Here is a 20,567-nt window from a genome sequence, read left to right on the forward strand (position 1 = left end):
TCTGGACCATTTTTTGGATTCAGGTCGATTCGACCTGAAACAAAAATGGTCTAGCAAGGCGGACCTGGCGGATGCCGTCAGCGACGTAAAGGCTTCAGGTTCCGGGGTTGGATCGGGTCCAGACCGCCAGACGCGCCTCAACATCGGCTTCAACGTCCCCGTAGAACAGATTGTAGGGACGGGTTTTTCTTCGATCAGACCAACTCCCCCTCTCGCGGAAGGACTCCTGGGTCGGTTCACTGTGGCGCAGGATGCCGTCGCGGCATTCAGTGGTGACCTCACGCGCCAGCAGGGCCGGTCGGGCCCCCTGCTCAAGCCCGGTGGCATTGGTCGCGCCCTTGTGCCGCCGGGCTGCGACCGGACGGGTGTCGGTCGACCCGGTCACCGGATTGACGCACAACGACGGTCGGCCGTTCAGTTCGACCAGCTGTCCCCGTGCGTTCCAGACCAGCGCCCGCCGCAGACGCCGCCGGGCCGCCCCCTCGTCGTCCCGGCCGACCGCCGACCAGCTGACGACACAACCACTCTGGTCGCGGGTCGTGCAGGCCGGTACCCGCGGAGACAGGCCGTCGGCGGCGATGATGACATCCATCAGATAGACGGCCACCAGCCTTTGTCGCACAGCCGCATCGGGTGCGATCCGTTCCCGCACCAGCCGGTCCAGCAGTTCCCCGCCCTGTTCGACCCCGGCCAGCACGATCGGCCCGCGGGGATTGGCCGCCAGCCAGACCTCGAAGGCCGCGGCGATGTCGCCATAGGCAAAGGCCCGGGCCTCGCGCGCGTCCTCGCGCAGGGTCAGCCGGGTATAGAGACTGGCCTGGCGGTAGCGCGGGGCGCTGATGGCTCCGATCCGGGCGAACGGTCCGGCATGGTTGGGCAGGACGACCCGGTTCAGATAGGCGTCCGCGGCCCGGTCGCCGATCGGCCCGTTCCACTCGCGGCCGCCGTCATAGGTGGTCGAATGGACGAAGAAGACGGCGGCGGGTCCGGCATCGACCGTACGGGCGTCGCGCAGCGCCCAGGCGGCCGGGGTGGCATAGTCGGGTGCCGGCGGCGGTTCATAGGTCTGGAACGGCACCTGCGGGTCCAGACCCGCCTTGAGGATATCCCCGCGCCACACCAGCACCGCGGCGAACAGCAGAAACACCAGCGCAAAGCCGGTCCAGCCGACCCATTGGCGCAAGGTCAGCGGCGGCCCTCTCATCGATATGGGTCCGAAGTGGCGAGGTAGTCCTGCACATAGCGTCGGATCCCCTCTTCCAGCGGCGTCGACTGGCCGTCGAAGCCGGCGGCGCGGATCCGATCCATCCGGGCCTCGGTGAAATACTGGTATTTGTCGCGGATGACCTCGGGCGTATCGACATAGTCGATGCGGGGCTCCTTGCCGGCGGCGGCGAAGGTGGCCCGGGCCAGGTCGGCGAACGAGCGCGCCTGACCGGAGCCGGCATTGTAGATGCCAGAAACCGACGGCGTCTCCAGCAGCCAGACGATGATGTCGACCACATCGTCGACGAAGACGAAGTCACGCATCTGGCCGCCGTCGGCATAGTCGGGGCGGTGTGAGCGGAACAGGGTGACCGGCTGGTCGGCCGCGACCTTCGGCCAGATCTGGGCCACGACCGACTTCATCGTGCCCTTGTGACCCTCATTCGGGCCGTAGACGTTGAAGAATTTCAGCCCGGTCCACTGGGTCGGGGCCTGACTGCGTTCAGCCTGCCGCAGCGCGTACTGGTCGAACAGGAATTTGGAATAGCCGTAGGCATTTAACGGACGAAGCGCGGACAGGGATTCAAGATCGTCCTTGTCCTCGAAGCCCAGTTCACCGTCGCCATAGGTGGCCGCCGACGACGCGTAGATCAGCCGGCAGTCGCGGATGGCGCACCAGTCCCACAGGTCGCGCGACAGGGTGTAGTTGGTGCGCAGGATCAGGTCGGCGTCCGGCTCGGTCGTGGCCGAGATCGCCCCCATGTGGACGACCGCCAGGATATCCTCGGCGTGGCGCTCCAGCTGTTCGAACAGCTCTTCCGGCTGCCAGAAGTCGGCGATCGGGTGTTTGGCGATATTCTTCCACTTGGCCAGGTCAGCCGTCTCGAGCCGGTCGCAGACGACCACATCATGGCGGTCGTCGGCGCACAGCCGGGCCACGATGTTGGAGCCGATGAAACCGGCCCCGCCGGTCACCACGATCATCTGACGGCTCATGCCGGGTCCTTCATCTTCTCGATGGTGCGGGTGGTGGAATAGCCGTCGCTGAACGTGGCCAGACGGACCACCCCGCCCCAGCTTTCGACCGCGTCGCCACCGACGACGCCTTCGCGGGTATAGTCGGCCCCCTTGATCAACACGTCGGGGCGCAGCCGTTCGATCAGGGCGATCGGGGTCGGGTCGTCGAAGGCTGTGACCCGGTCGACGCTGGTCAGGCCGCCCAGCACCACAGCGCGGCTGTCCAGATCATTGACCGGCCGCCCCTCGCCCTTCAGCCGCCGCACCGATTCATCGGTGTTCAGGGCCACGATCAACCGATCGCACCAACCACGCGCCTGGGCCAGATAGGCGACATGGCCGCGGTGCAGGATGTCGAAACAGCCGTTGGTGAAGCCGACCTTCAGCCCTTGACGCTTCCAGCCCTCGACCTCGGCCGCCAGCTCGTCCAGCGGCGTGACCTTGGCGTGGGCGGCATGGGCGTGCTGGCTCATTTCGGCGTCGATCAGCTCGGCCGGGGTGACCACGGCGGTACCCGCCTTGCCGACCACCACGCCCGAGGCGAGGATGGCGAACTGGACCGCCGTCTCCAGCGTCGCGCCGGCCCCCAGCGCCAGCCCCAGCGCTGCCAGACCGGTATCCCCGGCCCCGGAGACGTCGAACACTTCGCGGGCCCGGCCCGGAAAATGGCTGATGGCTCCGTCACGTCGGGCCAGACTCATGCCTTTGCCGGCGCGGGTGACGACGATGGCCTTGGCAGTTGTAGCCGCCAGCAGCGCGGTCAGGGCCGCCTCGACCTCGGCATCGGTCTCGACCGGCAGGCCGGTGGCCCCGGCCAGTTCACTGGCATTGGGCTTGATCACATCGACGGCCCCGTAGCGGGCGAAGTCGCGGCCCTTGGGGTCGACCACCACCGGTGCGCCGGCGGCCCGGGCCGCCGTCAGGGCTGCGGTGATCAGCGCGTCGCTGACCACGCCCTTGGCGTAGTCTGACAGAAGAACCGCAGATGCATCTGCAATCGCGGCACTTTCCTGAATAGATGTTTGAGCCTGAGCCTCGTCGTCGAGACGCAGCAGCTGCTGGCCCGCGGCCACGAACCGGGTCTTGACGATGGTGGCCGCACCCGCCGGCCGGACCACGAAATCCTCGATCCGGGCCTCGTCGGCGATCAGGCGTCCCAGTTCGAGTCCGGCTGCGTCGTCTCCAGCCACCGCGCCCAGTCGCGCCAGCCCACCGAGGGCCGCGACATTGCGCGCCACATTGCCGACGCCGCCGGGCATGGCCACCGTCCGTCCGGCCCGCAGTACCGGGATCGGGGCCTCGGGCGAGATGCGGCTGACCTCGCCGTAGACATAGCGATCCAGCATCAGGTCGCCGACGCAGGCGACCTTCAGGTCGCGCACCCGGTCGAGCAGGGCTTGCAGGGCCCCCAGATCGAGGGGACGGGTGTCGGGGGATCGCTCAGTCATGGAACCGGGCTACCGGATTCACCCGGCCTTGGCCATCAGGGCCTTGGTCAGATCGTCGAAGGCGAGCAGCTCGGCGCACAGGGCCTCGAACCGGTTCAGCGGCACCATGTTGGGTCCGTCCGACGGGGCGTTGTCCGGATCCTGATGGGTTTCCATGAACACGGCGTCGACACCGACGGCCACGGCCGCCCGCGCCAGCACCGGCACGAATTCACGCTGGCCGCCCGAGGAGGTGCCCTGCCCGCCCGGCTGCTGCACGCTGTGGGTCGCGTCGAACACCACCGGACAGCCGATGTCACGCAACACCGGCAGGGCCCGCATGTCCGAGACCAGGGTGTTGTAGCCAAAGCTGGTGCCCCGCTCGCAGGCCATGACATTGGGATTACCCGCACCCGCCACCTTGGCGATGACGTTCTTCATGTCCCACGGGGCCAGGAACTGGCCCTTCTTGATGTTGATCACCTTGCCGGTGGCGGCCGCTGCCAGCAGCAGGTCGGTCTGGCGGCACAGGAAGGCCGGGATCTGCAGCACATCCACGGCCTGGGCGGCTTCGGAAGCCTGGGCCTCGGAATGGACGTCGGTCAGCACCGGCAGGCCCGTGACCTCGCGGATTTCGGCGAAGATCGGCAGGGAGTCTTTCAGGCCCAGACCGCGCGCGGCGCTGGCCGAGGTGCGGTTGGCCTTGTCAAAACTGGTCTTGTAGATGATGCCGACATTCAGCCGATCGCCGATCTCCTTCAGCGCATGGGCCATTTCCAGCGCGTGCTGGCGGCTTTCCAGCTGGCAGGGGCCGGCGATGAAGGCGATGCGATTGCCGCCGCCGATGACGACCGGCCGCTTCAGGCCTTCGGACAGGGTGATGATGGCGTTGGGTCGGCTCACGGGCGGGACTTTCGGATCAAATTGGACTTGCGACACAGCGCCGATGCCGCACCTATGCGGCCAACAGGTGGCGTCGCGCATTCTGGCTGGCAAGCTACCATGGAGATCGGGCCTGTGACCACCAGTGCGCCCCCCAACGATGCGCCCGTCATACTGTGGTTCCGCCGCGATCTGAGGCTGTCGGACAATCCGGCCCTGAGCCGGGCCATGTCGAGCGGACGGCCGGTCGTGCCGGTCTATATTCACGACGAAGGATCCCAGGTTCGCCGGTCCGGGGCCGCCTCCCTCTGGTGGCTGGACCGGTCCCTGCGCGCGCTCGCGGCCGATCTGACCGACCGGGGCGCACCGCTGATCCTGCGGCGGGGCAACGCCGAGGCGAAACTGCGTGGTCTGATCGCCGAAACCGGGGCGACCACGGTGGTGATGAACCGCCTGTTCGAGCCCGACGCCCGGGAACGCGACGCGGCTCTCGCCCATGACCTGAAGGTCGAAGGGATCGACTGTCAGGGCTTCAACGGCACCCTGCTGGCGACCCCGGGGACGGTCCTGAACGGGTCCGGCCGACCCTACCGGGTGTTCACCCCGTTTCTGAAGGCCCTGCTGGCCACCACAACGGAACCGACTCTGTCGCCAGCCCCGAACCGCATCGTCTGCCCGCAAGGTCTTGCGAGCGAAAGACTCGCCGACTGGGTCCTGTCGCCGACACAGCCGGACTGGTCGACCGGGTTCGAGGGGGTACCCGGAGAGGCCGGGGCCGTGGCCGCCTTCACCGCCTTCCTCGACGAGGGTCTGGCGGACTATTGCGACGGACGGGACATCCCTGCTCGATCGGCTACCAGCCGTCTCTCCGCCCATCTTCATTTTGGCGAGATCAGTCCGTGGCGGGTCGTTATCGGGGCCCGTCGGGCCGCGCACGTAGGCACGGTCTCGGCGGACGAAGTCTCCAAATTCGTCGCTGAGCTCGGCTGGCGCGACTTCTCCGCCCATCTGCTGCACGCCTTTCCCTATATGGCCGAGCGGGCCTTTCGACCGGAGTTCGGCACCCTGCCCTGGCGCAGTGATCCCGGCGGACTGAAGGCGTGGCAGACCGGGCAGACCGGCTTTCCCATCGTTGACGCCGGCATGCGCCAGCTCTGGACCACCGGCTGGATGCACAACCGGGTGCGGATGATCGTCGCTTCGTTTCTGGTCAAGGACCTGCTGATCGACTGGCGCGAGGGGGAGGCGTGGTTCCGGGACACGCTGGTGGACGCCGATCTCGCCAGCAATGTGCAGAACTGGCAGTGGGTGGCGGGCTGCGGAGCCGATGCCGCGCCCTATTTCCGCATCTTCAATCCGGTCACACAGGGTCAGAAGTTCGACGCCGACGGTCGCTACGTCCGACGATGGGTCCCGGAGCTTCAGGCCGTGCCCGATCGCTGGCTGCAGGCCCCATGGACCGCGCCGGATGAGGTCCTGCTGCAGGCTGGAATAGAGCTGGGTCGGGACTATCCGTTCCCTGTCGTCGATCACGCCGCCGCCCGTCTGCGAGCGCTGGACGCGCTCAAGACAGTCAGCCGCCCCGGCTCATGATAGAACAGGCCCATGTCTGACCGGTCTCCTCTCATCTCTGCAAGTGACCTCGCGGTCTGTCTCAGCGACCCCGACCTGCGTATCCTCGACGCCAGCTGGCATCTGGACGGTCGGGACGCCCGTGCGGACTTTGAAGCCGCGCGTCTGCCGGGGGCGGTCTTCTTTGATCTGGACGCGATTTCGGATCCGTCGAGCCCCCTGCCCCACATGCTGCCCACCCCCACCGCCTTCGCCGCGGCGATGGGCGTGCTGGGGATTGCCGCGACCGATCACGTGGTCGTCTATGACACGGCAGGCCTGTTTTCCGCCGCCCGGGCCTGGTGGATGCTGCGGACCATGGGCGTGCAGCGGGTCCAGGTGCTCGACGGTGGCCTGCCCGCCTGGCGCGCCGTCAGCGGCAGGGTGGATCGGGGGCCTGCCACTGAACCCGGCCCCGCCGGATTTGAGGCCCGCTTCAACGCCCCGGCCGTGGCCGACCTCGAGGACGTCCGTAACGCCCTCACAGGGACGGCCCAGGTGATCGACGCGCGGGGCGCGGCCCGGTTCCGGGGGGATGTACCCGAACCCCGTCCGGGTCTGCGCGCCGGCCATATGGCCGGAGCCCTGAACCTGCCCTTCGCCGACATCCTGAACGCCGATTCAACGATGAAGCGCGGGGCGGCGCTGGAAGCCGCCTTCCGCGACGCCGGGGTCGACCCTGACCGGCCGGTGATCACCAGCTGTGGCAGCGGCGTCACCGCCGCTGTCCTGTCCCTGGGTCTGGCCGTTCTCGGCCGCCCGTCCCGCCTCTATGACGGTAGCTGGGCCGAATGGGGCGGCCGGGACGACACGGCGGTTGAGACGGGCACCGGCCTTTAGGGCGGCGGGGCGACCGGCTCGGGCAGGCCTTCGGGCACGATGTCGTCGGTCTCCCCGCGCGACACCACGGTGGCCAGTACCAGGTCGCCGGTGACGTTCAGCGTGGTGCGGCACATGTCGAGGAAGCGGTCGACGCCGAGGATCAGGCCGATGCCCTCGGCCGGGACCCCGACCATGACCAGGATCATCGCCACCACCGGCAGGGAGCCGGCGGGTACCCCGGCGGTACCGACACCGCCCAGGATACAGACCAGCATCACCACGACCTGCTGGGTGATGCTCAGGTCGACGCCGAAGAACTGGGCCAGGAACAGCACTGTCACGCCCTCGAACAAGGCCGTGCCGTTCTGGTTGGCGGTAGCCCCGACGGTCAGGACGAAGCGGGCGATCTTGCGCGGCAGCTTCAGCTCGAACTCGGCGGCGCGCAGCGCCACCGGCAGGCTGGCGTTGGACGAGGCAGTCGAGAAGGCCACGACCATCGGCTCGCGTACGGCGCTGAAGAATTTGATCGGTGACATGCCGCCCAGGGTCCAGATCACGATCGGATAGACCACGAACATATGGATCAGCATGGCCCCTACGGCCACGCCGACATAGGCGGCCAGACGCACCAGCAGGTCCCAGCCGAACAGGGCCGCCAGGTTGAACATCAGGCAGGCGATGGCGATCGGGGCCAGTTTGATGACCAGGTTGATCAGCTTCATCGTCACTTCGAAGATGCCCTCGATCACCTCCTGCAGCCGGTCGGTCGAGCGGCTCTTGGCCATGACCAGACCGATACCGAACAGCAGGGCGAAGACCATCACCGGCAGGATCTGGTTCTCGGACGCGGCGGTGAAGATGTTGGACGGGATCAGGTCGAGGAAGAACTGGCCCAGCTCGACCGATTTGGGGGCGTTGCCGACGATATTGGCCGCGCCGGCCGCGCCGTCCTCCAGAAGCTTCTGGGCCAGGGCCGGGTCGACGCCGTCACCGGGACGGAAGAAATTGACCATGGCGATGCCGATGATCACGGCGATGGTCGAGACCACCACGGTCAGCAGCAGGGTCTTGATCCCGGCCCGGCCCAGCGCCTTCAGGTCGCCCATTTCGGCTACCCCGACGACCAGGGCCGAGAACAGCAGCGGGATCACCAGCATGAACAGCAGACGCAGGAAGATCTGCCCGGCCGGTCCGGTGATGTTCGACGTCAGCCACTGGACCCAGCCGGTGTCCGCCCCGACCGTCAGATTGACGAACAGGCCGCCGCCCAGACCGACGACGAAGCCGATCAGCATCAGCCAGTGAAGCGGAAGCTTGCCGCGTTTGGTCGTTTCCATAGTCAATTCCCCCCGGGGCGCTCTGCGTGGCGTCTATCGAATCGGCAAGGCGTAGATCAGACCGCCGGGCCGTGCGTTCCATTGTGCGTTCAACCCGCGGGCCAGGTCGAGCGCGGAATCATCACCGAGATTGCGGTTGAAGATTTCGCCGTAGTTGCCGACGCCGCTGATGGCGTTGCGGGCCCAGTCCTTCGACAGTCCCAGCATCGGTCCGAAATCGCCCTCGACCCCCAGCAGGCGGCGCACGCGCGGGTCCCGGGAATCTTGCGCCCGGGCGTCGACGGTGGCCTGGGTCACGCCCAGTTCCTCGGCCAAGATCAGGGCATTCAGGGTCCAGCGCACGATGGATCCCCACTGTTCGTCGCCGCGCCGCACCACCGGGCCCAGCGCTTCCTTGGAAATGACGTCGGGCAGGATGGCATGCTGTTCGGGGCTCGACAGGGTGGTTCGCGCGGCGGCCAGGGCCGAGATATCGGCCGTCAGGGCGTCGCAGTCCTCACGGGCATAGGCCGCGCGCGCCGCCTCTTCATTAGGCAGGACCACCGGCCGGTATTCGATACCCCGGACCCGGAAATAGTCGGCGGCGTTCAGTTCCGAGGTCGAACCGGCCTGGACACAGACCCGTGCGCCCTTCAGCTCAACGGCACTGTTCAGGTTCAGCGAGCGCCGCACCATGAAGCCCTGACCATCATAATAATTGACTCCGGCGAAGCTCAGCCCCTCACCGGCGTCGCGGGCCATGGTCCAGGAAGTGTTGCGCCACAGCACATCGACCCGGCCGCTCTCCAGCGCCTCAAACCTCTGGCCGATAGCCAGGGGCACAAACCGAACGGCATTGGGGTCGTCGAAGATCGCCGCCGCCAGGCCCCGACAGAAATCGGCGTCAAAGCCGCGCCACTGGCCCCGGTTGTCCGTGAAGGCGAACCCGACCAGGCCCTCGTGAACGCCGCAATTCAGTCGCCCGCGCCGCTTGATGGCCTGCAGGGTGGCGCTGGTGATGGTTTCACCGTGCTGGGCCCGGGTGGTGGGGGCACCGGTGATCGGCGGCGTGTCCTCAGGGGGTTTCTCGCCCCGGCCGCACGCGACGACCGCCAGGCCCAGGGCAGCCACCGTTATGGCCCGTTGGATCGCCTTCATGTCCATCAGCGCCTCATCGTCTCGCGTCCGGTCCCGTTACCGGGGCCTTGCACCCTGCCCCGCTTTAGAGGCTTTTAGCAGGCTGTTCGCAACCCATCGGGGCAAAACGCGAAACTCATGCCGCCTCTGTCCGACCGTACCCGTCTGATCGCCTCCGCCACCCGCCGCGGTGGCGGTCGTCGCGCCGTCAGTCCGCCGGTCGAGCGGGCCTCGACCCTGCTCAACGACAGCGCCGCCGTCATGCGCGATCCGGCCACCGGTCCGGTCTACGGCATCGAGGACCTGACCGCGGCGCGCGAGCTGACCCTGGCCCTGTCCGAACTCGAGGGGGCGGCCTGGACCGGCCTGGTTCCGTCCGGACTCGCCGCTGTCACCGTACCGGTCACCGCCCTGACCCGTCCCGGTGACGAGGTCCTGACGACCGACGCCCTCTATGGCCCCAGCCGCCGCTTCCTGACCCGGCACATGGCCGCGCGCGACGTGACCACGGTCTTCCACCCCGGTGATGCGGATATCGCCGGAATTGTCGAGCAGATCACCGGTCGCACCCGGATCCTGCTGATCGAATCGCCGTCGTCCCTGACCTTCGAGCTGCAGGATGTCGCCGCCCTCGCCGCCGCCTGCCGCGCCCGGGGGGTGCTGACGGTGATGGACAATACCTGGGCCGCCGGCCTGGCCTTCCGTCCGCTGGCCCACGGGGTCGACGTCAGTGTTCAGGCGGTGACCAAATATGTCGCCGGTCATTCCGACCTGCTGATGGGGTCCACCGCCGTCAGCGATCCGGCGGTCGGCCGTTCCATCGCCGAGACGCTCGAGGACCTCGGCTGGCGGGTCTCGCCCGACGACGCCTGGCTGGCCCTGCGCGGTCTGCGCACCCTGCCGCTGCGCTATGCCGAACAGGGGCGCTCGGCCCTGCGGGTCGCGGAATGGCTGCAGGCCCGACCCGAGGTCGATCGGGTCCTGTATCCGCCCCTGCCCGGTTCGGTCGGCCACGCGCTCTGGGCCCGGGACTACAGCGGGGCCGCCTCGATCCTGGGCGTGGTCATGCAGGGCGGGTCGACCCGGGACGCCCATGCCCTGCTCGATTCCCTGTCCCTGTTCGGGCTCGGCTTTTCCTGGGGTGGCTTCGAGAGCCTGATCACCCATGAGACCTCCCAGATGCAGCATCGTCTGTACCCGCCGAGCCTGGCCGGCCAGCTGCTGCGTCTGCACATCGGTCTTGAGGACCCCGCCGACCTGATCGCCGATCTTGAGCAGGGATTCGCCGCCTGGCGCGCCCAGCAGGACTCGAACCTGCAACCGTCCGCTTAGAAGGCGGGTGCTCTATCCGGTTGAGCTATGGGCGCCTGCTCAGACAGACGAACGCCGCAGCGGCCTCAGTGAGTCCAGGGCTGTTTGCGGTAGGTGGAGAAATTGTCGGCATAGGTCTTGATGATCACCGGCGGTTCCTGCGGCTCCTGCAGGCGGAACGGGATGCCGTGCGTCTCGGCATAGGCCACGGCTTCCTCACGAGTCTCGAAGCTCAGTCGCACCTGACCGTTCATGTCGCTGGATCCGGTCCAGCCCATCAGCGGATCGATCGTGCGCGCCGAGGCCGGTTCGAACTCCAGTCTCCAGTCGTGGCTCTTGGCCTTGCCGGACTGCATCGCGGTCTTTGCGGGTCGATAGATGCGCGCCAGCATGGACGGGGCTCCAGAATCGTCAGGCGTCCCGCAGGACACCGCTCGCGGCTGAGATAGCCTTCACTTTATCCGGGTCCAGAGACCCGGGTGCCGATGGTCGGGGCGAGAGGATTCGAACCTCCGACCCTCTGGTCCCAAACCAGATGCGCTACCAGGCTGCGCCACACCCCGAACCGGCGGAGGCGTCTCTTGCCACGGACCCCGCCTCGCCGCAACGCAGGATTCAGTCCGCGTTGCCGAAGAATTTGTGGCGCACCTGATCGCCGGCCTGGGCCCCCATCTCGTCGGCCCGCCCTGCGCGCAGTTCCAGCACGCCGCTGGCCGCGCCGCGCGACGGCAGGGTCGACTCCGAGAAAGGGGTGGCGTGGCGGGCGATCGAGACAATCCGGCCCTGCGGATCAATATAGATGATGTCCAGCGAACTGGGGGTGTTGCGCATCCAGAAGCCGCGTTCGGCCACGTCCGGAAATTCGAACAACATGCCGCGATCGTCGGCCAGCGGTTCGCGGAACATCAGACCGCGCTGCCGTTCCGCCTCGTCGTCGGCGATCTCAACCAGGAATTTGAACTCGCCGGTGGCGGTGACGATGCTCAGGGGTTCCAGCGGTCGGCCCGTGGCGTCCTTGGGAGCCCCGGCTCCGGCACAGCCGGCGATCGGTGCCGCGAGAGCAACCGCCAGAACCGCGGACAGGAAAATACGTCTGCTGAAGCTCATGCTACGCCCTCATGAGGCGAGGTTACCCGCCCGGTTTGATTTCCGCGACCACCAGCCCCTTGGGGCCATCGGCAAAACGAACCGCCACCGTCTCTCCGGGTACGAGATCATCCAGCCCGCAGCGACGCAGCGTCTCTATATGAACGAATATATCGCCCGGCTCGTCGTTGCGCACCACGAAACCATATCCCTTGGTGCGATTGAACCATTTGACGACCGCATCCTCCAGCGGCCCTGCGGCGGGGTCGCGAGGTGGCATGGCGTCGAGACGGGACCGGTCATAGGCTCTTCCGTCGTCACCGGCCGTCCGGCCGGGCGCGCTGTTGGCAAGGCCTCCTTCGCCGACCTCGATTACCTGCGATACCTGCCAGCCTTTCGAGCGAAAGACGCAGTCACAGGTTATCGGGGCCCCTTCAGTGGTCACGTCATGACCACTGTCGCGCAGACTTGAGATGTGCAGCAGGATGTCCCGGGCTGCGGTCAGGTCGGGCTGGTCCGGGACGATGAAGCCGTAACCCTTGCCGGGATCGAACCATTTGACCCGACCTGTGATCCGCATTGCCACATGCGTTTCCGGGTCCTCGAATTCAGCCACCAGTACCCTCCTGTTCGCCTTGTTTGCGAACAGCTCAGGCTTAACACGGTTCGGTGAACACGTGGAAAGGGAAAAAACGCAAATTTCACCCGCGAACTGCCGGGGTCGGGCAAAACTTTTCGGTCTGGGGGATGAAACCGGACAAGTGCCATGGTGCGCGTCCGCGAGGACGCAGCTTGCCACCCGGGTCGTTCGGGGCCTTGCAGCCGGATTTCGGGGAAGTCCGCGTGGTAGTCCCTAGGGGAGTCGAACCCCTCTCTTCAGGTTGAAAACCTGACGTCCTAACCGATAGACGAAGGGACCACTGCGCGGAGAGCGGGCGATATAGCCGCCGATTCCGGGTCGTGCAAGCCCCAGTCAGCGGGCCTGCCTGGGTTTTTTGAACGCCCTCCGTTTCAGTCCATGCGCGGGTCGGCGATGTCCTCGATCTCGAACTGCACGCCGCGGCGTCCGTTCCAGTCGTCGGCCTTCAGGCGCCCGGCCACGCTCAGTCCGCCCTGTCCGGCCAGTAGCGCCTTGCCACCCGGCAGGTCGGCGCAACGCCAGGCGATGGCCTTGATCCCCGCGCCGTCGGCCCCGACCAGCCGGCAGCGCACATGGCCACCGGTCATCGCCACCGCATCACGCACCCGCACGCCGTGCAGGGCGAACAGGGGCTCGGGATTGGCCGGGCCGAACGGGGCCAGCCGCTCGAACTGTTCGAACAGGGCCCGGCTGGCGGCTCCCGGTTCGATCAGGGCATCGATCTCGACCCGGTCCATTACCTCAGCGTCGGCCTGTTCACCGATCATCCGGTCATTGAGGAAGTCGCGCAGGGCGTCGATGGCGTCGGCCCGCACGGTCAGGCCTGCGGCCATGGCGTGGCCGCCGCCGGCGATCAGCCGCCCGCTCTCCCAGGCCGCCTGCACCGCCCGGCCCAGATTCATGCCCGGCTGGGACCGGCCCGAACCCTTGCCGATACCGTTGATCGCGTCGACGCCGATGACCACCACCGGCTTGCGCCAGCGCTCGCGTAACCGTCCGGCGACGATGCCGACCACGCCGGGATGCCAGTCATCGCCGGCGATGACCACCACGGCCGAGCCGTCGGTATGGGCCCCGGTGGCCTCGACCCGGCGCGTGGCCTGGTCGGTGACCTCGCGCTCGACCTCGCGGCGGGCGATGTTCAGGGCGTCCAGTTCCTGGGCCAGGGTGGCGGCCTCGACCGGGTCGTCGGTCGACAGCAGGCGCGCCCCGAGGTCCGATTTGCCGATCCGTCCGCCGGCATTGATGCGGGGCCCCAGGATGAAGCCGGCGTGGTTGCTCTTGGCCGGCCCCTCTTCAGCTCCGGCGGCGGCCAGTAGCGCCTTCAGGCCCGGATTGCGCCAGTCCGACATGACCTTCAGCCCCAGGCTGGTCAGGGCGCGGTTAAAGCCGGTCAGGCCGGTGACGTCGCAGATCGCCCCCATGGCCGCCAGATCCAGCCACTGACGGATGTCCGGCTCAGGGCGGTCGGTGAACAGACCCCGGGCCCGGCCCTCGCGGTTCAGCGCCGCCAGCAGCACGAACACGACCCCGGCCGCGGCGAGATTGCCCTGTCCCGAATTGCAGCCGGGCCGGTTCGGATTGACCACGGCGGCGCAGACCGGCGGCTGTTCGCGCATCATATGGTGGTCGATGACCACGACCTTCAGCCCGATGGCCGAGGCATGGGCCACCGCTTCATTGGCAGCCGCGCCGCAATCGACGGTGATGACCAGTTCGGCACCGGACGCCTTCAAGGTGTCGAAGGCCTTCGGGCTGGGGCCGTAGCCCTCGGTCATCCGGTCCGGCACATAGATGGGCAGGGCCACGTCCAGGGCCCGGAACCAGCGCACCAGCAGGGCTGCGCTTGAGGCCCCGTCGACGTCATAGTCGGCGAAGACATGGATGGCGGCCCCACTCTCGATCGAGTCGAGGATGGTCCCGGCCGCGGCGTCCATGTCCATGAAGCTGGACGGGTCGGGGAACAGCGCCTTCAGCGTCGGGTTCAGAAAGTCCGCGCCCTGGTCAGCGCGCACGCCTCGCGCCGCCAGGGCCCGGGCCAGCGGTTCCTCCAGCTCCAGCGCCTGCATATGGGCGCGGATGGTCGCGGCCTCGGCCGGGCGCTGCCGCCAGACCCGTCCGGACAGCGATCGGGTCACCCCCAGAAAGGCGGGTTCGGCGGCCGGAACGGGCCCGCCCTCGGCCATCAGACCGGACGCGTCGTACGGATGCGGCGCACCGTGCGGGTGCTGGAATCCATCACCAGCGTGTGGGTCGTGACGAAACCGCCTACGATCCTGACCTCGTCCAGCATGGCCCCCTTGGTCACGCCGGTGGCGGCGAAGATGGCGTCCTTGGAGACCAGTTCGTGCAGGTCATATTTGCGTCCGAAGTCGCTGACCCCGGTTTTTTCTGCCCGGGCCCGCTCATCGTCGTTGCGGAAGATCAGCCGGCCCTGAAAATGACCGCCGACGCATTTCAGCGCCGCCGCCGCCAGCACCCCTTCGGGGGCCCCGCCCGATCCCAGATACAGGTCGATGCCGGTCTCCGGTTCGGCGGTGTGGATCACGCCGGCCACATCGCCGTCGGTGATCAGCATCACCTTGGCCCCGACCTCGCGCAGGGCGGCGATCAGTTCGGCGTGGCGCGGGCGATCCATGACGCAGACGGTGATCTCGTCGGGGGACACGCCCTTGGCCCCGGCCAGGGCCCGCACATTGTCCTGCGGGCTCATGTCCAGATCGACCAGACCCGGCTTGTAGCCCGGTCCGATGGCGATCTTGTCCATATAGGTGTCGGGCGCATGCAGCATGCCACCGCCCGGCGACATAGCCAGCACGCACAGGGCGTTGGCCATGGCCTTGGCCGTCAGGGTCGTGCCCTCCAACGGGTCGAGGGCGATGTCGATGGCCGGTCCCTTGCCGGTGCCGACCTTCTCGCCGATGTACAGCATTGGGGCCTCGTCGCGTTCGCCTTCGCCGATGACGATCTTGCCGTCGATATCCAGCCGGTTCAGCGCCGTACGCATCGCGTCTACGGCCAGCTGGTCGGCCGCCTTCTCATCACCCCGTCCGACCCCGGCATGGGAGGCGATCGCGGCCAGTTCGGTGACCTGGGCGGCGTCCGCGGCGAGGGTGGCGGGATAGGGGGCCTGATCGGCCATGGGCGGTCTCCTGAGACGGTGATTCCGGCCCCTGTCGTCCGGATAATCTGAAAAGGGGGTCAGTGCCGATCGATCGGCGGCGGCGCGCGGCCCCGTTCGCGCAGCCGCGCTGCGAAGGCCTCGACCTCGGCCTGGGTCCGGACCGTGTCCGGGCTGACGTCGGCGGCGTTGATCCGGGCGATGATTGCCGCGGCAAAGGCTTCGGGATCAGACAGGGTCCATTCCAGTTGCGCCACGTCCCCGGCCAGTGACGCCCCCGAATCATTCAGCGCGGCGACCTGCTCGGCCAGCCGGGCCGCCGTCGGCAGCCCCTCGGGCGACGATGGAAAGTCTTCCCAGCGCGGATAGACGCGGTGTTCGGCGATCAGGCTGTCGACCGGGGCGTCCGCCACCCCGGGTGCGGCGTCGAACGCCCCGGCACAGCCCCCGAGACTGCCGATCATGAGCCCCGCAAGGAGGCCGCTCATCTTTTTCCGGTGTGACGCGTTCATTTCGGACCCGGTCATATGCCATGATCGGGGACGGCGGAAGGGCGACGCGTCTGCCCTGTGACCGCATCTGACGAATCCCGGGATTCAACCCATGGCCAAACGCCCTTCAAAACCCGCGGCCGACCCCGTCGCCGTACCGAAGCGCGCACCGCGGAAATCCGGCCGACCGACTTCGGCCAAGCCGCGCAAGCCGAAAGCCGCTGCGGCGAAACCGCCGCCGCCGCGCCCCGAAACGCCACCACCTCCTCCTCCGCCGCCACAAGCCGCGCCCGACCCGCTCGCCGGTATCGGGGCGGATCAACGCCAGATGATCGAGACCCTGTCGTTGAATCTGGCCCGGGCGGCGATGACGGCCCAGGCTGCCTTTGCCGGAGCCGCGGCCAGTCAGGCGGAGAGCCGCTCCACACCCTCGGCCGATCCGTTCAATGTCGGCCCGGCCATGACCGAGGTGATGACCGGCCTCGCGGCCCAGCCGGAAAAACTGTTCGCCGCACAGGCCGATCTGTTCGGTCGCTATATGGACCTGTGGTCCCGCACTACCCGTCAGGCGGCCGGCGAGACGGTGCCGCCGCCGACGTCGTCAGACAAACGCTTCAAGGACCCCGCCTGGTCCGAGAACCCGGCCTTCGACGTCATGCGCCAGTCCTATCTGGTGACGTCCGACTGGCTGAACGGCCTCGTCGCCGGGGTCGAGAACATCGATCCGATGGTGAAGCGCCGCGCTGAATTCTTCACCCGGATGCTGACCGACGCTTTTTCACCGTCGAACTTCCTGGCCTCCAATCCGGCGGCGCTGAAGGCCATGGCCGAGTCCAACGGCGAGTCGCTGGTCAAGGGTATGCAGAATTTCGCCGCGGACATGGAGCGCGGTGCCGGCAAGCTGAAGATCAGCCAGGCTGACTACGGCAAATTCGTCGTCGGTGAAAACGTCGCCACCGCCCCGGGTCAGGTGGTCTGGCGCGATGAGCTGTTTGAATTGATCCAGTACGACGCCGCCACCGACAAACAGCGCGCCATCCCGCTGCTGATCTTCCCGCCGTGGATCAACAAATTCTACATCCTCGACCTGCAGCCGCAGAATTCGATGATCCGCTGGCTCTCGGCCCAGGGCTTCACCGTCTTCGTCTGTTCCTGGGTTAATCCGGACAGGGACAAGGCCGGCTGGGGCTTCGACGACTATCTGGAAAAGGGTATCTACCGCGCCACGCAGAAGGTCATGGACCAGTGCGGCACCGACCGGCTCAACACCGTCGGCTACTGCATCGGGGGCACGTTGATGGGGGCGGCCCTGGCCCATATGGCGGCCAAGGGTGACAAGCGGGTCAACGCCACGACCTTTTTCGCCGCCCAGCACGATTTCGCCGAGGCCGGTGACCTGCTGCTGTTCACTGACGAGCACTGGCTGAACCAGATCGAGCAGATGATGGACGCGGCCGGCGGGGTCCTGCCCGGGGCCTCGATGGCCGACACCTTCAATGCCCTGCGGGCCAATGACCTGATCTGGTCCTTCTTCGTGTCCAACTATCTGATGGGCAAGGATCCGCCGGTGTTTGACCTGCTGTTCTGGAACGCCGACCAGACCCGGATGCCCAAGGCGCTGCACATGAACTATTTGCGTAGCATGTACGGAAAGAACCTTCTGTCCAAAGGGGAATTTAGAATCGGTGGCGAGACCGTCGACCTGACCAAGGTCACCATACCCCTCTATTTCCAGGCCAGTCGTGAGGACCATATCGCGCCGGTGAATTCGGTCTATCGTTCGGCCCGGGCCTTCACCAACGCCGCCGTGACCCTGACCCTGGCCGGATCGGGCCATATCGCCGGGGTCATCAATCCGCCCGCGGCCAACAAATACCAGCACTGGATCAACGCCGCCCTGCCCGCCACCCTGGCGGAATGGCAGGCCGCCGCCGTCGAACACCCGGGCAGCTGGTGGACCCACTGGGCCGAATGGCTGCACGCGCGCTCGGGCGACTGGGTTGCGGCCCGTGATCCGAAAAAAGGCCCGCTGAAGCCGATCGAACCGGCTCCGGGGTCCTATGTGAAGGTGAAGAGTTGATCCGCATCGAGCCGAACCTGTTGCTGGCCGTCACCACCGGTGTCGGTGTGGCCTTGCTGATCACCACGGCCTCGGTGTTCGGCGAGCCGGGCGCGGGTCTGAAATATGTCCTGCTCGCCCTGGTCTGTTCCGTGGGGTTCGTGGTGCTGAACGGTTTCTGGAGCCGGCGTCGGGGCTGGAACCGACCGCCGATGATCCATGCCGAGGCGGCCACGACGGCCGTCTGGGCCAGCCTGTTCCCGCTGATGGTGATCCTGTCCGCCGCCGTGCCCCTGATCTTTCCGGGCCACGACTACGGCCTGCTGGTGCTGATCGCCGCCATCTGGCTGGGCAGCACAGTGGAATCGGCGCTCAAGGCCCGTCAGGCCGGCTGAAAACTCAACGCCACACCATTGTTGCAATAACGTTTTCCGGTCGGCCGCGGCCCGTCATCGAAGATGTGGCCCTGATGGCCGAGGCAACGGGCGCAGTGGTATTCGGTGCGCGGGATGCCGATGGCGAAGTCGCGCTTGGTGCCGATGTTGGCGGCGATGACGTCATAGAAACTGGGCCAGCCGGTGCGACTGTCGTATTTCCAGCGCGAGCGGAACAGCGGCAGGTCACAGCCGCGGCAGACGAAGGTGCCGCGCCGGTGCTCGTCATTCAGCGGGCTGGTGTAGGGCTGTTCCGTGGCCTCGCGGCGCAGCACATTGAAACTGGCCGTCGGCAGCCGTTCGCGCCACTGGGCTTCGGTCCGTTGCCGAAACGGCGAGTCGGCATATTGCCGCTCGGACGCTGCGGCCTTCCCGGGGGAGCAGGCCGACAGGGCCAGCGCGCCGACGCTGGACAGCAGGGTGCGGCGATGCGGGACGATCTGGGTCATACCCCTGTATACGACGGAAAGAGCCGGGAGGTTTCATCTACGCGTCCTTCTCCCCTTGTGGGAGAAGGTGGCAGCCGAAGGCTGACGGATGAGGGGTCACGCCGGTGCGGAGAGTCATCGACTGCCGGTGAGCCGCCAATTCCGGAGAGACCCCTCATCCGACCTCGCTGCGCTCGGCCACCTTCTCCCGCAAGGGGAGAAGGATCACGTCAGCCCGCTGCCCTCGTCCAGCCCCAGCATCAGGTTCAGGTTCTGCACCGCTGCGCCCGAGGCCCCCTTGCCCAGATTGTCCAGCAGGGCCACCAGCCGGGCCTGACCGCCGTCGCGGTCGCCGAACACATGCAGCCGCATCCGGTTGGTGCCGTTCAGCCCTTCCGGGTCGATCCCGGTCATGGCCTCGCTGTCGTCCAGATCCATGACTTCGACGAAGCGGGCCCCGTCATAGGCCTCGACCAGGGCCCCATGCAGCCGCTCGATCGACGGCGTCTCGGGCAGGGCTGACAGGTGCAGCGGCACCTCGACCAGCATCCCCTGACGATAATTGCCCACGGCCGGGGCGAACAGCACCGGGTTTTCCAACCCCGCATGGCGGGTCATCTCGCGCACGTGCTTGTGCCGCAGGCCCAGGCCATAGGCCCGGTAGGCCGGCGGGTCCGCGCCCTCGAACTCGGCGATCATCGTCTTGCCGCCGCCGGAATAGCCGGACACGGCATTGACCGTCACCGGCCAGCCGGTCGGCACCAGCCCGGTCTGCACCAGCGGCCGCATCAGGCCGATGAAGCCGGTCGGATAGCAGCCGGGGTTCGACACCCGGGTCGAGGCGGCGATACGCCCGCCCTGCCCCGCCGCCATCTCGGCGAAGCCATAGGTCCAGCCCGGGGCGACGCGATAGGCAGTCGAGGCGTCGATGACCCGCACCTTCGGATTGTCGATCATGGCCACGGCCTCGATCGCCGCCTCGTCGGGCAGACACAGGATCACCGCATCGGCGCTGTTCAGCGCCTCACGCCGCGCTGCGACGTCACGCCGCTGGTCGCCCAGCAGGATCAGCTCCAGATCGCCGCGCGCCTCCAGCCGCTCGCGGATCTCGAGACCGGTCGTTCCGGCCTCGCCGTCGATGAAGATGGTGTGGGTCATACCGTCGTGTCCTCAACCGCCCGCGCCTGCAGCGCTTCAAGCGCGCGCATGGCACCCTCTGCCTGACTGTCCGGCACGAAAATATGGTCATGATGATAGCCCGCCACGACATTGGCACTGATCCCGGCCTCGGTCAGGGCCGCCGCAAACGCTGCCGTCAGGCCCACGGCCTCCAGATCGGAATGGACATCGAGGGTGATCCGCCGCATCGCCGGTGCCGTCGGCAGCCCGTGCTCTTTGGCCGTCGCGAGCGTCACCACCACGGTCAGGGCCTCGATCTCGCGCACGACCACCACGGGGTCCAGCGCCGCGACCCGCATCCAGTCGCAGTCAGGCAAGGCGCAGAAAACGAAGCTTTCCGCGCTCAGCCGGGGCTGCATCGTCGCCAGCAAGGTCGGGAGGTGGGAAATTGCGGTCATTT

20 protein-coding genes and 3 tRNA genes are annotated in these 20,567 nt (G+C 67.4%); 5 read left to right on the top strand and 18 right to left on the bottom strand.

All coding sequences use genetic code 11. The features are described from left to right. Positions 1-94 precede the first annotated feature (94 nt). From AAC050_RS09495 to kdsA, 4 genes are read right to left on the bottom strand one after another with little or no spacing between them, the layout of a single operon-like run. Entirely contained in the window at positions 95-1,204 is a 1,110-nt protein-coding gene (locus AAC050_RS09495) for a DUF3089 domain-containing protein (RefSeq protein ID WP_339914843.1), read from the bottom strand. Further along, positions 1,201-2,202 carry an ADP-glyceromanno-heptose 6-epimerase gene (rfaD, locus tag AAC050_RS09500; RefSeq protein WP_339914844.1) on the bottom strand — a complete coding sequence of 334 codons (1,002 nt, stop codon included), beginning with the start codon at positions 2,200-2,202 and terminating at the stop codon, positions 1,201-1,203. Before rfaD ends, AAC050_RS09495 begins: the two co-directional genes overlap by 4 nt. Then, positions 2,199-3,671, bottom strand: a complete 1,473-nt coding sequence (rfaE2, locus tag AAC050_RS09505) for a D-glycero-beta-D-manno-heptose 1-phosphate adenylyltransferase (RefSeq protein ID WP_339914845.1) — start codon at positions 3,669-3,671, stop codon at positions 2,199-2,201. The genes rfaD and rfaE2 overlap by 4 nt, the downstream gene beginning before the upstream one ends. Before the next feature lie 18 nt (positions 3,672-3,689). After that, a complete protein-coding gene (gene kdsA, locus AAC050_RS09510; RefSeq protein WP_339914846.1) occupies positions 3,690-4,553 on the bottom strand; it encodes a 3-deoxy-8-phosphooctulonate synthase in 864 nt (287 codons plus the stop codon). Between the two features lie 99 nt (positions 4,554-4,652). Between kdsA and AAC050_RS09515 the strand changes: the two genes are divergently transcribed. Then, a complete protein-coding gene (locus tag AAC050_RS09515) occupies positions 4,653-6,125 on the top strand; it encodes a deoxyribodipyrimidine photo-lyase (RefSeq protein ID WP_339914847.1) in 1,473 nt (490 codons plus the stop codon). A gap of 12 nt (positions 6,126-6,137) precedes the next feature. Further along, on the top strand, positions 6,138-6,983 hold the full coding sequence (gene sseA / locus AAC050_RS09520; protein ID WP_339914848.1) for a 3-mercaptopyruvate sulfurtransferase: 846 nt from the start codon (positions 6,138-6,140) through the stop codon (positions 6,981-6,983). On the opposite strand, the gene AAC050_RS09525 is transcribed toward sseA, so the two are convergent. Both AAC050_RS09525 and AAC050_RS09530 read right to left on the bottom strand, forming a co-directional pair. Then, positions 6,980-8,302 carry a dicarboxylate/amino acid:cation symporter gene (locus AAC050_RS09525; RefSeq protein WP_339914849.1) on the bottom strand — a complete coding sequence of 441 codons (1,323 nt, stop codon included), beginning with the start codon at positions 8,300-8,302 and terminating at the stop codon, positions 6,980-6,982. The genes sseA and AAC050_RS09525 overlap by 4 nt on opposite strands. Positions 8,303-8,335: 33 nt before the next feature. After that, on the bottom strand, positions 8,336-9,439 hold the full coding sequence (locus AAC050_RS09530; RefSeq protein ID WP_339914850.1) for an amino acid ABC transporter substrate-binding protein: 1,104 nt from the start codon (positions 9,437-9,439) through the stop codon (positions 8,336-8,338). A gap of 117 nt (positions 9,440-9,556) precedes the next feature. On the opposite strand from AAC050_RS09530, the gene metC reads away from it, so the two are divergent. After that, positions 9,557-10,750, top strand: coding sequence for a cystathionine beta-lyase (gene metC / locus AAC050_RS09535; protein WP_339914968.1), 1,194 nt, complete (start codon positions 9,557-9,559; stop codon positions 10,748-10,750). Here metC and AAC050_RS09540 read toward each other — a convergent pair. From AAC050_RS09540 to AAC050_RS09580, 9 genes are all read right to left on the bottom strand, one after another. Then, a tRNA-Arg gene (locus tag AAC050_RS09540) sits at positions 10,709-10,785 on the bottom strand. The two genes, metC and AAC050_RS09540, sit on opposite strands and share 42 nt — an antisense overlap. Positions 10,786-10,815: 30 nt before the next feature. Beyond that, positions 10,816-11,121 carry an ETC complex I subunit gene (locus AAC050_RS09545; protein ID WP_339914851.1) on the bottom strand — a complete coding sequence of 102 codons (306 nt, stop codon included), beginning with the start codon at positions 11,119-11,121 and terminating at the stop codon, positions 10,816-10,818. A gap of 94 nt (positions 11,122-11,215) precedes the next feature. Then, positions 11,216-11,292: transfer RNA gene (locus AAC050_RS09550), tRNA-Pro, on the bottom strand. 52 nt (positions 11,293-11,344) lie between these two features. After that, positions 11,345-11,836 (bottom strand): DUF192 domain-containing protein, encoded by a 492-nt coding sequence (locus AAC050_RS09555; protein ID WP_339914852.1) that lies wholly within the window; start codon positions 11,834-11,836, stop codon positions 11,345-11,347. A gap of 22 nt (positions 11,837-11,858) precedes the next feature. Continuing rightward, positions 11,859-12,395, bottom strand: a complete 537-nt coding sequence (locus AAC050_RS09560; protein WP_339914969.1) for a cold shock domain-containing protein — start codon at positions 12,393-12,395, stop codon at positions 11,859-11,861. Between the two features lie 264 nt (positions 12,396-12,659). Beyond that, positions 12,660-12,734 (bottom strand) — tRNA-Glu (locus tag AAC050_RS09565). A gap of 92 nt (positions 12,735-12,826) precedes the next feature. Continuing rightward, the gene (gene recJ / locus AAC050_RS09570) at positions 12,827-14,641 is read right to left on the bottom strand and encodes a single-stranded-DNA-specific exonuclease RecJ (protein ID WP_339914853.1); all 1,815 of its coding nucleotides are present in this window, start codon (positions 14,639-14,641) and stop codon (positions 12,827-12,829) included. Next, complete coding sequence (gene glpX, locus AAC050_RS09575) at positions 14,641-15,597, bottom strand: class II fructose-bisphosphatase (RefSeq protein ID WP_339914854.1); 957 nt, start codon at positions 15,595-15,597, stop codon at positions 14,641-14,643. Before glpX ends, recJ begins: the two co-directional genes overlap by 1 nt. Before the next feature lie 59 nt (positions 15,598-15,656). Further along, entirely contained in the window at positions 15,657-16,064 is a 408-nt protein-coding gene (locus AAC050_RS09580; RefSeq protein WP_339914855.1) for a hypothetical protein, read from the bottom strand. 115 nt (positions 16,065-16,179) lie between these two features. On the opposite strand from AAC050_RS09580, the gene phaC reads away from it, so the two are divergent. Both phaC and AAC050_RS09590 read left to right on the top strand, forming a co-directional pair. Beyond that, positions 16,180-18,147, top strand: a complete 1,968-nt coding sequence (gene phaC / locus AAC050_RS09585; RefSeq protein ID WP_339914856.1) for a class I poly(R)-hydroxyalkanoic acid synthase — start codon at positions 16,180-16,182, stop codon at positions 18,145-18,147. Next, positions 18,144-18,521 (top strand): hypothetical protein, encoded by a 378-nt coding sequence (locus AAC050_RS09590; protein WP_339914857.1) that lies wholly within the window; start codon positions 18,144-18,146, stop codon positions 18,519-18,521. Before phaC ends, AAC050_RS09590 begins: the two co-directional genes overlap by 4 nt. On the opposite strand, the gene msrB is transcribed toward AAC050_RS09590, so the two are convergent. The 3 genes from msrB to AAC050_RS09605 all read right to left on the bottom strand — a co-directional run bounded on the left by msrB (position 18,509) and on the right by AAC050_RS09605 (position 20,565). Further along, on the bottom strand, positions 18,509-19,009 hold the full coding sequence (gene msrB / locus AAC050_RS09595) for a peptide-methionine (R)-S-oxide reductase MsrB (protein ID WP_339914858.1): 501 nt from the start codon (positions 19,007-19,009) through the stop codon (positions 18,509-18,511). The two genes, AAC050_RS09590 and msrB, sit on opposite strands and share 13 nt — an antisense overlap. A 204-nt stretch (positions 19,010-19,213) precedes the next feature. Beyond that, positions 19,214-20,146: an N-acetyl-gamma-glutamyl-phosphate reductase gene (gene argC, locus AAC050_RS09600; protein ID WP_339914859.1), complete on the bottom strand. Its 933-nt coding sequence runs from the start codon at positions 20,144-20,146 to the stop codon at positions 19,214-19,216. Further along, positions 20,143-20,565, bottom strand: a complete 423-nt coding sequence (locus AAC050_RS09605) for an ACT domain-containing protein (protein ID WP_339914860.1) — start codon at positions 20,563-20,565, stop codon at positions 20,143-20,145. Before AAC050_RS09605 ends, argC begins: the two co-directional genes overlap by 4 nt. Positions 20,566-20,567 lie beyond the last annotated feature (2 nt).

It is taken from the genome of uncultured Brevundimonas sp., assembly GCF_963974615.1.
In the GTDB taxonomy this organism is placed as follows: Bacteria; Pseudomonadota; Alphaproteobacteria; order Caulobacterales; family Caulobacteraceae; genus Brevundimonas.